Annotated in this window: 9 protein-coding genes; 5 read left to right on the top strand and 4 right to left on the bottom strand. The window is 68.6% G+C overall.

Annotation, left to right across the window (positions count from 1 at the left end; translation table 11 throughout):
- Positions 1–36 precede the first annotated feature (36 nt).
- The 4 genes from DDE23_RS15370 to DDE23_RS15355 all read right to left on the bottom strand — a co-directional run bounded on the left by DDE23_RS15370 (position 37) and on the right by DDE23_RS15355 (position 4,032).
- Entirely contained in the window at positions 37–1,119 is a 1,083-nt protein-coding gene (locus tag DDE23_RS15370) for a sensor histidine kinase (protein ID WP_238150005.1), read from the bottom strand.
- A gap of 70 nt (positions 1,120–1,189) precedes the next feature.
- Positions 1,190–2,083, bottom strand: a complete 894-nt coding sequence (locus tag DDE23_RS15365) for an endonuclease/exonuclease/phosphatase family protein (protein WP_107752654.1) — start codon at positions 2,081–2,083, stop codon at positions 1,190–1,192.
- 5 nt (positions 2,084–2,088) lie between these two features.
- Complete coding sequence (gene hpaI, locus DDE23_RS15360) at positions 2,089–2,853, bottom strand: 4-hydroxy-2-oxoheptanedioate aldolase (RefSeq protein WP_420330168.1); 765 nt, start codon at positions 2,851–2,853, stop codon at positions 2,089–2,091.
- Positions 2,854–2,877: 24 nt separating this feature from the next.
- A complete protein-coding gene (locus DDE23_RS15355) occupies positions 2,878–4,032 on the bottom strand; it encodes a M20 aminoacylase family protein (RefSeq protein WP_107752650.1) in 1,155 nt (384 codons plus the stop codon).
- 222 nt (positions 4,033–4,254) lie between these two features.
- Here DDE23_RS15355 and DDE23_RS15350 point away from each other — a divergent pair, with 222 nt between their 5' ends.
- Genes DDE23_RS15350 through DDE23_RS15330 form a run of 5 tightly spaced genes read left to right on the top strand, consistent with a single transcriptional unit; the run spans position 4,255 to position 12,449 of the window.
- Positions 4,255–5,013 carry an IclR family transcriptional regulator gene (locus DDE23_RS15350; protein ID WP_107752648.1) on the top strand — a complete coding sequence of 253 codons (759 nt, stop codon included), beginning with the start codon at positions 4,255–4,257 and terminating at the stop codon, positions 5,011–5,013.
- 7 nt (positions 5,014–5,020) lie between these two features.
- Positions 5,021–8,863, top strand: a complete 3,843-nt coding sequence (locus DDE23_RS15345) for a hydantoinase B/oxoprolinase family protein (RefSeq protein WP_107752646.1) — start codon at positions 5,021–5,023, stop codon at positions 8,861–8,863.
- A 59-nt stretch (positions 8,864–8,922) separates the two neighbouring features.
- Positions 8,923–10,497 (top strand): ABC transporter substrate-binding protein, encoded by a 1,575-nt coding sequence (locus tag DDE23_RS15340; protein WP_107752643.1) that lies wholly within the window; start codon positions 8,923–8,925, stop codon positions 10,495–10,497.
- Positions 10,498–10,557: 60 nt separating this feature from the next.
- A complete protein-coding gene (locus tag DDE23_RS15335) occupies positions 10,558–11,565 on the top strand; it encodes an ABC transporter permease (protein ID WP_107752641.1) in 1,008 nt (335 codons plus the stop codon).
- Positions 11,562–12,449, top strand: a complete 888-nt coding sequence (locus DDE23_RS15330; protein ID WP_107752639.1) for an ABC transporter permease — start codon at positions 11,562–11,564, stop codon at positions 12,447–12,449. Before DDE23_RS15335 ends, DDE23_RS15330 begins: the two co-directional genes overlap by 4 nt.

Here is a 12,449-nt window from a genome sequence, read left to right as displayed (position 1 = left end):
GTGCAATGTGACACTTCGGTGAAACCCCGGCCGCGATCAGGCCACGGGCAGCACCACGGCAAAGGTCGAGCCCTCGCCGCGGGTGGAGCGGATGGACAGCCGCCCCCGATGGCGGTTGATGATATGCTTGACGATGGCAAGGCCCAAGCCCGTGCCGCCCATGGTGCGCGAACGGTGGCCGTCGACGCGGTAGAAGCGTTCGGTCAGCCGCGGCAGGTGCAGCGCGTCGATCCCGTCGCCGAAATCGCGGATCCGCACCTTCATCACCGGGCCGGGGAAGCCGGGCGATTGTTCCTGCCGCTCGATCTCGATCTCGATGCGCCCGCCCGAGGCGCCGTATTTCATCGCGTTCTCGACGAGGTTGTGGAACACCTGCACCAGCTGGTCGCGATCGCCGGGGATCGCCGGGGCGTCGGGCAGGTCGCGGAAATCGACGGTAATCCCGGCGTCCTCGATCTGCGGGCGCAACGCCGCCAGCGTCGCCCGCACCACTTCGCTGAGCGAGACCTGGGCACGGGGGCGCACCCGTTCCTCGGCCTCGACCCGGCTCAGCGACAGAAGATCGCTCACCAGCCGCGACATGCGCTGCGCCTCGCGCTCCATGATGTCGAGGAAATTGGCCGTGGCCACCGGGTCGCCCTTGGCGGGGCCCTTCAGCGTTTCGATGAAACCCGCCAGCACGGTCAGGGGCGAGCGCATCTCATGGCTCACATTGGCCACGAAATCGCGGCGCTGTTCCTCGGCATGTTCGACCTGGCTGATGTCGCGCAGCGTCACCAGCACCGCGGCAAGGCCGCCGGTCGCCACCACCGGCGCCACGGTCACCCGCAGGATCGTCTCGCGCGTGGGGGTGGTCTGGATCATCCGCGCCTCGACCATGCAGGGGGCGCCCGGCGGATCGGTCAGGGTCGCCAGCCCCTTTTCCAGCGCCGCGGCGGGTTCGGGCTGGCGGATGTAGCTCAGCGCCGACGAGCCGACCAGGGGTGCCGAGAACAGCTCGCGCGCGGGCGGGTTCGCCAGCAGGATGCGGCGGTCGGGGCCGACCAGCAGTGCGGGGTCAGGCAGCGCGTCAAGCAGCGAGCCGCAATGGGTCAGGTCGGCGGTCATGGCAAGGCGCATTCTGGCTGGTCCGGGGTCGCAGGTCTTGTCGCAGCCCCTTGTAACAGAACCATGACGCCCGGGCACCCGGTCACAGCCCGGGCAGATCCAGCAAAAGCGCCGCGTGATCGCTGGCATGGGGCCGGTCGTCGCCCACGTCCGGCAGGCGCGGCTGATCGCCCCCGGCACTGCGGGCAAGCCCTGCGCGGATCGCCCGCGGCACGGCGTGCGGGACGCGCGCGGCCAGCGCGGGCGAGGCGATCATCGCATCCGGGCAGCCCCGCCTTTCGCCCTCGGCCCAGGTCCAGCGTTCGCCCTCGGGCATGCGTCGCGTCAGATCGACGCCGAAGGGCGCCAGCAGCGGCGCCACGGCCCGGGCGCCCTCGGGCGGGTCGTTGACATCGCCGAGCACCAGCCAGAGCGCGGCGGCCGGATCGGCAAACCGCCGCTCGATCACCCGGCGCACCGCCCAGGCCTCCAGATGGCGGCGGGTCCAGGCGGCCTCGGGATCGGGCCAGGGCGCCTTGAAATGCACGACGAACAGCGTGAGCGGCCCGAAATCCGCCGCCAGCAGGTCGCGGCTGAAGACCGGCAGATCCGCGCGCCCGTCGAGCCCCAGATCGCCTGCCCTCAGCCGGGCATGGCTTTGCGCGGCGAACGGCCTGCGCGCCATCAATGCGAGGTCGCGCCCTGCCCCGTCATTGCCCTGAAGACAGGCCCGCCAGGGCCAGGGCGCCGCCCCGGCCCCGCGCAACAGGTGGTCGTGGAAATAATCGAGCGAGTCGCGGTCGAAGACCTCCTGCAAGGCGCAGACATCGGCCTCGGCCCGGGCCAGCACCGCCGCCGTCAGCCGCCGGTCGGCGAAATCGAGCGCCCGGTCGAGGGCGCTGTCCCCATCCGAGCCATCGCGCGCACCGTCCAGCCGCTCGCGCCCCTCGGGCCGCCGGAGCCGCAGGTTCTGAACGTTGAAGGTCAGAACCCGCATGGCGTTCAGCGGAACTTGGCCGCCAGCGCCCTCAGCGCATTGGCCAGCACGGTGACGTCGATGCCCACGGCGCAGAAATTGGCGCCCGCAGCGATCCATTCCTTCGCCTGCGCCTCGTCCGTGGACAGGATCCCCGCCGCCTTGCCCGCCGCGCGGATGCGCCGGATCGCGTCCTGGATCGCCTGTTTCACCTCGGGCGTGTCGGGCTTGCCGCGAAAGCCCATATCCGCCGACAGATCCGCCGGGCCGATGAACACGCCATCCACCCCCTCGACCGCCAGAATATCGTCCAGCGCCGCCATCCCGGCCCGGTTTTCGACCTGCACCAGCAGGCAGACCTCGGCATCGGCGCGGTGGATGTAATCGGGGATGCCGGAAAAGCGCGAGGCCCGGGCCAGCGCCGCCCCCACACCGCGAATCCCCTCGGGCGGGTAACGCATGGCGCGGGCCAGTTCCGCCGCCTGCGCGCCCGATTCGACCATGGGAATGAGCAGGGTCTGCGCGCCGATATCCAGCGCCTGCTTGACCATCCAGACCTCGCCGATCGGCAGGCGGATCACCGGATGGGACGCCGAGCGCCCCAGCGCCGACAGCTGCCGCCGCATGGAGCGGATGTCATTGGGCGCGTGTTCGCCGTCGATCAGCAGCCAGTCGAAACCCGCCTCGCCCGCGATCTCGGCCGCGTAGTCATCGGCCAGACCGACCCAGCAGCCGATCTGCGTGCGTCCCTCGGCCAGCGCTGCCTTGAACCCGTTGTGTTGCATCGCAATTCCCCCCTTGCCAGCGGCGCCACCCTAGCGCGTGCCGCGCCGCTCCACCAGACGGGCGAAGATGCTGGCGCCGACCGGCAGGATACGGTCATCAAAGGTGAAATGCGGGTTGTGGACCGGCACGCCCGAGCCATGGCCGAGGTTGAAGAAGGCGCCCGGCACCATGGCTAGCAGATCGGCCATGTCCTCGGACCCCATGATGACCTCGGCATCCGCCGCAGCCCTGTCGCCGACCACGTCGCGGGCGGCCTCGACCAGATGGTCGACGCTCTGAGGATCGTTGCGCAAGGGGCTGAAAACGCCGCGAATATCGACCTCGATGGTGACATTGTGCGCCAGCGCCATCCCGGCGCAGATCTGCCGCATCCTTGTGTCGATCAGGTCGCGATCCTCGGGCCGGAGGAAGCGGAACGTGCCGCGCAGATCGGCGTGATCGGGGATCACGTTATAGGCCTCGCCAGCCAGAAACGCGGTCACCGACAGGACCACGGGATGCAGCGGATCGGCGTTGCGGGCGGTGATCTCCTGCAGCTCCTTGACCAGCCCGGCGCCGATGGTCACCGGGTCCTTGGCGAAATGCGGATAGGCGCCATGCGCGCCCTGCCCCTGCACGCGGATGTCGAAGAACGAGGCCCCGGCCTGCGCCAGCCCCGGGCGCAGCGTCACCTGCCCCATCGGGTGATAGGGCGAATTGTGCAGGCCATAAAGTTCGTCGCAGGGAAACCGCTCGAAAAGCCCGTCGGCGATCATGGCGCGGGCGCCGCCCAGCCCCTCCTCGGCCGGCTGGAAGATGAACACCGCCGTGCCGTCGAAATCCCGCGTCTCGGCCAGATAGCGGGCGGCGCCCAGCAGCATGGTGATATGCCCGTCATGGCCGCAGCCGTGGAAAACGCCCGCGTTTTTCGAGGCATAGGGCAGGTTCGTCAGTTCCTCCATCGGCAGCGCGTCCATATCCGCCCTGAGCCCGATCCGCCGCCCCGGCCCCCGCCCTTCCAGCACGCCGACCAGCCCGGTCCCGCCGATCCCGCGCGTCACCGCGATCCCCCAGCTTTCCAGCAATTCGGCGATGCGGGCCGAGGTCCGATGCTCCTCAAACCCCAGTTCGGGATGGGCGTGGAAGTCGTGGCGCAGCGCGGTCAGATCCGCGGCGAAGGCATCGATTCGGGGCAGAGTTTGCATGGGATTTCCGGGGGTTGAAGCGTCTCACGCGAGCGTGGCACCGCCCGGAGGCTTCGGCAAGTGCCCACACGAGGCCGAAAAAGCGGCAGGACTGCCCCTCTCGGCAGCAGTCAAAAAAACCGGGCTTCGCACATTGCAAAGACCGTTGACACGAATCACTCGCCGTCAAATAGTTGCATTCATCGGAACCGCAGTTCCATTTTTTGCAACTTTCTGGTCGCCATGTCCATCCTCAATTCCGCTGCCGCCGTCCTGCGTTGTTTCGGAGCCGAGTGCACCGAGCTCACCGTCATGGACACGGTCGAGAAGCTCGGCATCCCCAAGAGCAACGCCTCGCGGCTGCTCAGGGCGATGCGCGACGCGGGCCTGCTGGAGACCATCGGCCAGACCAAGCGCTTCCGCCCCGGGGTGCTGGTGCTGGATGCGGCGATCAGCTACCGGCGGTCCTCGAGCCTTGTCGAACGCGCGGCCGAAGCGGTGGCCAAGATCAGCACCGCCACCGGGCACACCGGCTATGTCAGCAAGCTGATCGACACCGAGGTGGCGGCGGTGACCGACCATCCCGGCACCCATTCGTTGCGCGTCGTGTCGAACATCGGCCGCCGCCTGACCGCGCATGGCAGCGGCACCGGGCGCGCGCTGCTGGCGCTACTCAGCGATGACGAGGTGCGGGCGCTTTTCGCGGATGGCATCGTGCCGCCCTCGGACCTGTCGCCGCAGAGCATCGACGAAGTGCTGGAACGGCTGGCCGAGGTCCGGCGCACCGGCGTCTCGTTCTCGGCGCAGGAATCGACGCGGGGCGTCGACGCGCTTTCGGTCGCGGTGCGCGACCCCGAAACGGGCGAAGCGGTCGCCCTGTGCATCGTCTGGCCGGCGGCGCTGGCCACCGAGGAAGACCGCAAAACCATCGAAACCATGTTGCTCGACGGCGCGGCCGAGGTCTCGGCCGCCCTGGGCGACAGGACACTCAGGAAAAGGTAAGGAAGACATGAGCGGAGCAAGCGGCACCGGGCGCTGGAGGGTCGGGTTCGACATCGGCGGCACCTTCACCGACTTCATCCTCTATGATGGCGCCCAGGGCAGCGTGACGCTGCACAAGCGCCTGACCACCCCCCACGACCCGGCCGAGGCCGCGTTGAAAGGGCTGGAAGAGCTGGTCGCGCTGCGCGGCATCGCGCTGTCGGACGTGTCCGAGATGGTGCATGGCACCACGCTGGTGACCAACGCGGTGATCGAGCGCAAGGGCGCGAAGCTGGGCCTCATCACCACGCAGGGCTTCCGCGACATCCTGGAGATGGGCACGGAACAACGCTATGACATCTATGACCTTTTCGTCGAATTCCCCGAGCCTTTGGCAACCCGCGACCGCCGGATCGAGGTCGCCGAGCGCCTGAACGCCGCGGGCGAGGTTCTGACACCCCTGGACGAGGCCGGCGTCACCCGCGCTGCCAAGGCCTTGGTCGCGCAGGGCTGCGAGGCGATCGCGGTTTCCTTCCTGCATGCCTATCTCAACCCCGCGCATGAGCGCCGCGCGGCCGAGCTGATCCGCGCCGCGGCGCCCGGGATCGCCGTGTCGATCTCGTCCGACGTGGTGGCCGAGATGGGCGAGTACCAGCGCACCGTCACCACCTGCGCCAATGCCTATGTGCAGCCGCTGATGGACCGCTATCTCAAGCGGCTGGAGGCGGAGCTGCGCAAGCGCGGGTTCCTCGGCTCGCTCAGGCTGATGCATTCGGCGGGCGGCCTCGTGTCGCTGGCCACCGCCCGCGAGCTACCGATCCGGCTGCTGGAATCGGGGCCTGCGGGCGGCGGTCTGGCGACCGCGCTCTTTGGCGAACTGGCGGGCCGGGCCGATGTCATCTCCTTCGACATGGGCGGCACCACGGCCAAGGCCTGCATGATCGAGGACAACCGCGCCGAAATCGCCCCGATGATGGAAGCCGCGCGGGTCCATCGCTTCACCAAGGGTTCCGGCCTGCCGATCAAGGCGCCGGTGATCGACATGATCGAGATCGGCGCGGGCGGCGGGTCCATCGCCGCGCTCGATGAGGTGGGTTTGCTGAAGGTCGGGCCCCACTCGGCGGCCTCGGACCCCGGCCCGGCCTGCTATGGCCTGGGCGGCCTGCAGCCGACCGTCACCGACGCGAACCTGGTGCTGGGGTACTACGACCCCGGCTTCTTCCTCGGCGGTCGCATGACGCTGGATCTGGAGGCCGCGCGGCGCGCGGTCGGCGCCGTCGCCGCGCCCTTGGGCTTGGGGATCGAGGAAGCGGCGCTCGGCATCCACAAGGTGGTGGCCGAGAACATGGCCGCCTCGGCCCGGGTCCATCTGATCGAAAAGGGCAAGGATCCCCGCAATTACGCCATGGTCGCCTTCGGCGGCGCCGGTCCCGCGCATGCGGTGAACGTGGCGCGCGCCATGGGTGTGGGCGAGGTCATCATTCCCCCGGCCTCGGGCGCGGCCTCGGCATTGGGCTTTCTGGTGGCGCCCCTCAGCTTTGAAGGCGTCCGCTCGCACCGCGTTGAACTGACGGGGGATTTCGACGCGGAGCCGCTCAACGCGCTGTTGCAGGCGATGGAGGAGGAGGGCCGCGGCCACCTGACCGCCGCCGGGGTGAAGGCGGCCGACATCAAGGTCGAGGTCCACGCCGACATGCGCCTCGTCGGCCAGATGCACGACATTTCCGTGGCCCTGCCGCCGGGTCCCATCGGCGCCGACAGCCTGCCCGCGATCCGCGAGGCTTTCGCCAAGGCCTATGAGGGGCGCTACACCAAGGTCTTCGACGGCGCGCGGATAGAGGCGGTGAACTTCCGCCTGCGCTGCGTCGGGCCGCAGCCCGCGATTTCCGTCACCGGCGCCGCCGGCGGTGCGGGCAGCGAGGGGCGCGTCAAGGGCACCCGCCGCGCCTGGTTCGCGGATGGCGATTTCGAGGCCAAGGTCTATGACCGCTATGCGCTGGTCCCGGGCGATACCTTCGACGGCCCCGCCATCGTCGAGGAGCGCGAGGCGACCACGATCATCGGCCCGCGCGACAGCGTGAAGGTCGACAATGCGCTGAACCTCTGCATCCGCGTCGCCGCGACCCAGCAGGCCGAAACCCGGATCCCGGCGGGCATGAGTCGCGAGGATGCGGTCACGCTGATCCAGGCCGACCCCATCGGGCTGGAGATCATGTGGAGCCGTCTGGTGAACGTGGCCGAGGAGATGTGGCAGACGGTCTGCCGCACCGCCTTTTCGCTGGTCATCTCGGAAGCGCAGGATTTCGCCTGCGAATTGCTGGATCCATTGGGCGAGACGCTGGCCCACAGCCCGCGCGCCATGCCGGTCTTCAACCTGACCCTGCCCCGCGCGGTCAAGGCTCTGCTGGAACGCTACCCGGCCGAGACGCTGCAGCCGGGCGACGTGCTCATCACCAACGACCCCTGGCTCTGCGCCGGGCACCTCTTCGATCTGGCCATCGTCACGCCCGCCTTCCGCAACGGGCGGCTGGTGGGGCTGCTGGGGACCGTCGGCCATGTCTCGGACATCGGCGGCACCAAGGATTCGCTGAAAGCGCGCGAGATCTACGAGGAAGGCCTGCAGATCCCGCCGATGAAGCTGTTCGAGGCGGGCAAGCCCAACGAGACGCTGTTCCGCATGATCGGCCAGAACGTCCGCAACGGCGAGCAGGTGATCGGCGACATCCAGTCCTTCGTCACGGCGAACGTGATCGGGGCCGAGCGGCTGGAAGCCTTCATGGCCGAATACGGGATGGAGGATCTGGGCGCGCTGGCGCAGGTGGTGCAGGACCTGTCGGAGGGCGCGATGCGCGACGCGGTGCGGGCCATTCCCGATGGCACCTATACCGGCACCATCACCAACAACCCGCTGGGCGAGGTGATGACCTATCCGGTCGCCATCAAGGTCGAGGGTGACGCCATGGTCATCGACTTCGACGGCGCCCCGCCGCAGCTGGCGCAGGGGGGGCTGAACTCGACGCTGAACTACACCGCCGCGCATGCGACCTATCCGCTGAAATGCATGCTGACGCCGAAGGTTCGCGGCAATGCGGGCTGCTACCGGCCCTTCACCGTCAAGGCGCCCGAGGGCTCGATCCTGAACTGCACCTATCCGGCCTCGGTCAATATCCGCACCCGGACCGGCTGGTATCTGGCGCCCAACATCTTCCAGGCGCTGGCCGGCGCCCGGCCCGAGGATGTGCAGGCCTTCACCGGGCTCGCCGTGGCCTCGACCGTCTACGGGCAGGATGCCACCGGCGCCTTCTACTCCGACATGCTGTTCTGCGGCGGCGGACAGGGGGGATCGGACCGGGGCGACGGGCATTCGGCGCTGCTGTGGCCGACCTCGGCCGCCAATACCTCGATCGAGCTGATGGAAAGCCGCGCGCCGATCCTGATCGAGGAAAAGGCCTTCGTCCCCGACACCGGCGGCGCCGGACGGCATCGCGGCGGTCTGGGCCAGCGGGTCGTGTTCCGCAAGCTGACCACCGACGGGCGCACCACCCTCGCCTCGGTCTTCCCCGAGGGCGTCAACAACCCGATCCCGGGCCTCTTCGGCGGCCAGCCGGGGGGGATGGCGCGCGGGCGGGTGATCGGCCCCGATGACGGGCTGATCGAGGATTGCGGCACCGGCAAGCTGGTGGAACTGCGCACGCCCGGCGAACGGGTGGAGCTGATGCTGGGCGGAGGCGCCGGGTTCGGCGATCCGGCCGACCGCGACCCCGCGCTTGTCGAGCACGACCTGAGGCTGGGCTACGTCACCCTCGACTATGTCCGCCGCTATCACCCTTCGGCCCTGACGGCGCGCGCAGAACTCGCCGCAACGGCCTGAGATCCGACCATCCCAACCGGCCGGTGCCGACCCGGCCGGACCCCAACACGGAGACCCGAATGTCCACCATCGACCTCAAGACCCTCTCGCGGCGCAGCTTTCTGGCCCTCAGCGGCGCCGGACTTGCTGCCGCCAGCTTCCCGCAGCAGATCTTCGCCCAGTCGGGCCGGAACATCCTGATTATCGCCTCGACCCAGGATATCCCGAACTACGACCCGCATACGGCGACCGGCTATTCGGCCAGCTTCTTCCTGCGCAACACCTACGAGCCCCTGGTCCGCGTCGCGGGCAACCCGCCGGAACCGGTGCCTGCCCTGGCCGACAGCTGGGAGGTCAGCGCGGACGGCAAGACCTATACCTTCATGCTGAACCCGGCGGCGGTCTTCCACGACGGCAGCCCGGTCACCGCCGAGGATGTGGTCTTTTCCTACCAGCGCGCGCTCAGGCTCGCCCGCGGCAACAGCTGGATGATCCGCGGCATCGTCGAGCCCGAGGGCGTGACCGCCGTCGACGCCCATACCGTGCGCTTTGACCTGGCGACGCCCTTCGCCGCCTTCCTGCAGGTGATCCCGTGGATCTTCATCGCCTCGAAAGCGATTGCCGAGGCCAATGAGGGCGGGGACGACAGCACCACCTATCTGCAGGCCAATGTCGCGGGCTCGGGCCCCTTCAAGCTGCGCCGCGCCGAAGCGGGCGCGCTCTATCAGCTGCAGCGCGCCGACACCGCCTGGCAGACCGGCGGCGGCAACCTCGACGGGGTGATCTGGCAGATCGTGCGCGAAAGCTCGACACAGCGGCTGATGCTGCAACGGGGCGAGGTGCATATCTCGGTCGACCTGACCTCGGAAGACATGGACGCGCTCGACGGCGCGCCGGGCGTGGTGCGGGTGATCGAGCCGGAATACCGCACCTTCTCGATCAAGATGAACACCGAACAGGGCCCGATGGCCGACATCAACATGCGCAAGGCCGTGGCCTATGCCATGAATTACCAGGCGATGCTCGATGCCTCGGGCTATGCCGAGCTGATGACCGGTCCGCTGCCCAACGGCATCCTCGGCCACAACCCCGAGCTGGAGGTCTACCGCACCAACCTCGATCTGGCGCGCGAGCATCTGGCGATGACCGACACGCCCGAGGGCGGGATCACCCTGCGCATGGTGCATGTGAACGGGCTGGAACAGCAACGCCGCTGGGCGCTCATCATGCTCGACAGCCTGCAGGCGCTGAACATCCAGCTGGACATCACGCCGATGAACTGGCCGGACATGGTGGCGGCCTGCCAATCGCCCGAGACCTTCCCCGACCTCTTCCCGGTCTATCAGACGGCCAATTACGGCGATCCCGACAACATCGCCTATGCCGCCTATCATTCCTCGCGCAATGGCGGCTGGCAGAACGCGGTCTACCACAACCCCGAGGCCGACGCGCTGATCGAGGCCGGCCGGACCGAGATCGACCCCGCCCGCCGGGTGGAGATCTACGGCCAGTTGCAGGAATTGCTGGTCGCGGATTGCCCCGACATCTTCGGCGTCCTCGAAAAGCGCCGTCTGGGGATGCGCGACGCGGTGCAGGGCTTTGCCTTCACCCCCGTCGCCTCGAACGCGATCGAGGCCTGGCCGCTGTCGCTGTAACCCTTCCGGGCGCGGGTTCAGACCCGCGCCCGCCCCTTCCCAACGCGAGGCCCCGAGGCAATGCTGCGGTTCATCCTGAGGCGGATCCTGCTGATCCTGCCGGTGCTGATCGGCATGACGATCATCATGTTCGTCATCGCCCGCGTCCTGCCGGGCGACCCGGTCGGCCTGGCCGCCGGTCCCAACGCCACCCGCGCCGAGATCGAGGCGCTGGCGCGCGAATTCGGCCTCGATCAGCCGCTGTGGGTCCAGTACTGGACCTATCTCTCGGGGCTGGTGCAGGGCGATTTCGGCACCTCGCTCTTCTCCCGCCGTCCCGTGGCAACCGACCTTGCCGCCTATCTGCCCGCGACGCTGGAGCTGGTCTTCTCGGCCCTGTTGCTGGCCATCGTCGTCGGCATCCCGGCCGGGCTGATGGCCGCCGTCTGGCGCAACAAATGGCCGGATTATCTGTCCAACATCCTGTCCGTCGCCGCCATCTCCATGCCGCGCTTCTTCCTCGGGCTGCTGTTGCAGCTCTGCTTCGCCATGTGGCTGATGTGGCTGCCGCTGGGCGGACGCTTCCCGATCATCTTCGACCCGCCGCCGGGCGTGACCGGCTTTTACACCATCGACTCGATCCTCGCCGGTGACTGGGAGTCCTTCTGGACCGCCATGCGCTACCTGGCCCTGCCCGCCATCGCCATGTCGCTGTCGCCGCTGGCCACGATCCTGCGGATGATGCGGGCCTCGACCATCGAGGTGATGCACCAGGATTACGTCACCACCGCCCGGGCGCTGGGCCTCTCACCCCGCCTCATCGTCTTCAAATACGTGCTGCGGAACGCGATCTCGGCCTCGCTCACCGTCATCGGCCTCTATTTCGGCTGGTTGCTGGGGGGCACGGTGCTGGTCGAGACTGTCTTCGACTGGCCGGGCATCGGGCTTTACGCCACCTCCGCCATCGTGTCCCAGGATTTCATGCCGGTGGTCAGCGTGGCGCTGGTGATCGGGGTCCTCTTCGTCACCGCCAATATCGTCATCGACGTGCTTTACGGCCTCATCAATCCCAAGGTCCGCTACCAATGACCGACGTGTCCCAGGACAGCCGCCGCAGCGCCCGGGCCGAGGCCTCGCGCCGCGCCTTCTACCGCTTCCGCCAGAGCCGCCTGTCGATGGTGGGCGCGACCATGGTCGCCGTGGTGCTGTTCTTCACCCTGTTCGGCAACCTGCTCGCCCCCTACCCCGAGCACGTGCGGGGCGGCCTGAACACCGCCGAGCGGTTCCAGGCCCCGTCCCTCGCCCATCCGTTCGGCACCAACGAACTGGGCCAGGACGTGCTGTCGCTGGTCATGGCCGGCACCCCGGTCTCGGTCGCGGCGGGCTTTGCCGTGGTGCTGATCGGCACCGTGCTGGGCGTGGTGGTCGGCGCCCTGGCCGGGTTCAACGGCGGCTGGATCGACGATGTGCTGATGCGGTTTTCCGACCTCATGCTGACCATCCCCAGCCTGATCCTGGCCATGGCGGTGGCCGCCGCCCTCGGCCCCGGCTTCGTCAACATGATCATCGCCATCGCCCTGTCATGGTGGCCGGGCTATGCGCGGCTGGTCCGGGGCGAGGTGTTGCAGGCCCGCGAAGAGGTCTATGTCGCCGCCGCCCGCGCCATCGGCGCCAGCCCGGCCCGGGTCCTCTTCCGCCACATCCTGCCCAACATCGTCTCGCCGATCATCGTCAAGATGTCGCTCGACATGGGTTTCGCCATCCTGACCGTCGCGGCGCTGGGCTTCATCGGCATCGGCGTGCGGCCGCCGACCCCGGAATGGGGGACGCTCTTGTCCATCGCCCGCAACTACATGCCGGATTTCTGGTGGACCGCGGTCTTCCCGGGCCTTGCCATGTTCCTTGCCGTCTTCGGCTTCAACCTTCTGGGCGACGGGCTGCGCGATGTCCTCGACCCGCGTGCGAGGCGCTGA

The sequence above is a fragment of the Pararhodobacter aggregans genome (assembly GCF_003075525.1).
GTDB lineage: Bacteria > Pseudomonadota > Alphaproteobacteria > Rhodobacterales > Rhodobacteraceae > Pararhodobacter > Pararhodobacter aggregans.
This window is presented reverse-complemented; position numbering and strand designations above follow the sequence as displayed.

Bases quoted from the DNA above. Each gene is read 5' to 3' on its own strand.
- DDE23_RS15370 (WP_238150005.1), bottom strand. From the start codon at position 1,119: ATGCGCCTTGCCATGACCGCCGACCTGACCCATTGCGGCTCGCTGCTT.
- DDE23_RS15350 (WP_107752648.1), top strand. From the start codon at position 4,255: ATGTCCATCCTCAATTCCGCTGCCGCCGTCCTGCGTTGTTTCGGAGCC.
- DDE23_RS15335 (WP_107752641.1), top strand. From the start codon at position 10,558: ATGCTGCGGTTCATCCTGAGGCGGATCCTGCTGATCCTGCCGGTGCTG.
- DDE23_RS15345 (WP_107752646.1), top strand. From the start codon at position 5,021: ATGAGCGGAGCAAGCGGCACCGGGCGCTGGAGGGTCGGGTTCGACATC.
- DDE23_RS15340 (WP_107752643.1), top strand. From the start codon at position 8,923: ATGTCCACCATCGACCTCAAGACCCTCTCGCGGCGCAGCTTTCTGGCC.
- DDE23_RS15355 (WP_107752650.1), bottom strand. From the start codon at position 4,032: ATGCAAACTCTGCCCCGAATCGATGCCTTCGCCGCGGATCTGACCGCG.
- DDE23_RS15330 (WP_107752639.1), top strand. From the start codon at position 11,562: ATGACCGACGTGTCCCAGGACAGCCGCCGCAGCGCCCGGGCCGAGGCC.
- DDE23_RS15365 (WP_107752654.1), bottom strand. From the start codon at position 2,083: ATGCGGGTTCTGACCTTCAACGTTCAGAACCTGCGGCTCCGGCGGCCC.